This window comes from Paraliobacillus sp. X-1268 (assembly GCF_003426095.1).
Taxonomy (GTDB): Bacteria; Bacillota; Bacilli; order Bacillales; family Amphibacillaceae; genus Paraliobacillus_A; species Paraliobacillus_A zengyii.
On record NZ_QJSK01000046.1, the window covers coordinates 1 to 1,589 of the forward strand.

Consider the following 1,589-nt stretch of genomic DNA (forward strand, 5'->3'; position numbering starts at 1 on the left):
AGTTGTGCGAAATGTTCCTAGTTTAAATGGAGGATGGCTACATCTCTCTGGTAAAGGCTAGGCAATTCCTTACGGAATTGAAGGATTATATTGAAGAATCAAATGAAGAGGTAACGCTCGGAAGGGTTCTCTCTATATCGATTAGCACTCGACTTAGTAAGAATGACAGTGTTAAAAGCTCGATGAAAAGGCGTGAGAATTTACCGTAACAGTGTAATTCAGCTGACGAAAGCCTACCTGATGGGGTGGTGTAAATCATGATGATTGAGTTGAATGAATATGGTGAGAATGCGAATAAACCTATAACAAGAAGGTCAAGCTGACAAACTTCCGAATGTACGGGTCTAGAACTGCAATACATAGAAATGTGTATATCACCAAATTGTGAGGTTAACTGTGGGTGAGTAAGACTAGCTAATATGAAAGTCCATGATACGTTATAGGCGTATGAAAGGTAACAGGCTCAAAGGAAGCACCTAATTTCATTCTATAATAAATATAATTCAACGTTGTAAGCTGATAACGTGGAGGGCTTACTCCCAATGAAACGGTGGCAAGAAAAGCAATAATGATATTAATTATTGTATAACTGCTTTTGTATCAGTGAAAGTGGTGGCACAGTACCAATGAAATGTCTAATCCACATGGAGGGATAGCCACTAGACTAATGAAGAATCATTCAACCATGTAAGGCAGGTCTTTATCGATTAATAAGGTTCTCGTGAGACTAAAAGAGGTTTAACTCCGAAAGGGGTAGCCGACTTATTGAAACGGAAGAAACTGAGGCATAACGAGTATTACAATCTACAAGAGTGCTTCGACACTCTTTATGCTCGTAGTACCAATGGTGAAAAGTTTTATGGATTAATAGAATTGATGAGTTCTAATGAAAATATACGTCTTGCCTATCGAAATATCAAAAGAAACACTGGAAGTAAAACGGCAGGCACAGATAAATTAACAATTAAAGATATTAGTCACTTGTCAGTGGAAGATGTAATAGTAAAGGTTCAAGAGATGTTTCAATCATATGAACCACAAAAAGTTAGGCGTGTTTTGATTCCAAAAGCGAATGGTAAGACTCGACCTCTAGGAATTCCCACCATCTGGGATAGGATTTTTCAACAGTGCATTCTGCAAGTATTAGAACCTATTTGCGAAGCGAAGTTTCATAAACATAGCTATGGGTTCAGACCGAATAGAAATACCCATCATGCGAAAGCAAGATTTGAATTTCTAATCAATCAATCTGGGCTTCACCATTGTATTGATGTTGATATAAAAGGTTTCTTTGATAATGTTAATCATAGTAAACTCTTAAAACAAATTTGGTCTTTAGGCATAAGAGATAGATCATTAATCGCCATTATCTCAAAACTATTAAAAGCTGAAATTTATGGTGAAGGTGTACCATCTAAAGGAACACCGCAAGGTGGCATCCTCTCTCCACTATTGTCAAACATCGTTTTAAATGAACTTGATTGGTGGATAAGTAATCAATGGGAAACCTTCACAACTGACTTTCAATACAAAACAAATGGGATTAAATATCAAGCACTAAAGAAGTCTGAACTAAAAGAATGTTATAT

The 1,589-nt window shown here is 36.6% G+C and carries 1 protein-coding gene; it reads left to right on the forward strand.

Annotated elements, in window-relative coordinates; all coding sequences use genetic code 11:
- Nucleotides 1-765 precede the first annotated feature (765 nt).
- On the forward strand, nt 766-1,589 hold an 824-nt coding region (locus D2K62_RS18570; RefSeq protein ID WP_117161877.1), incomplete at its 3' end, for a reverse transcriptase domain-containing protein.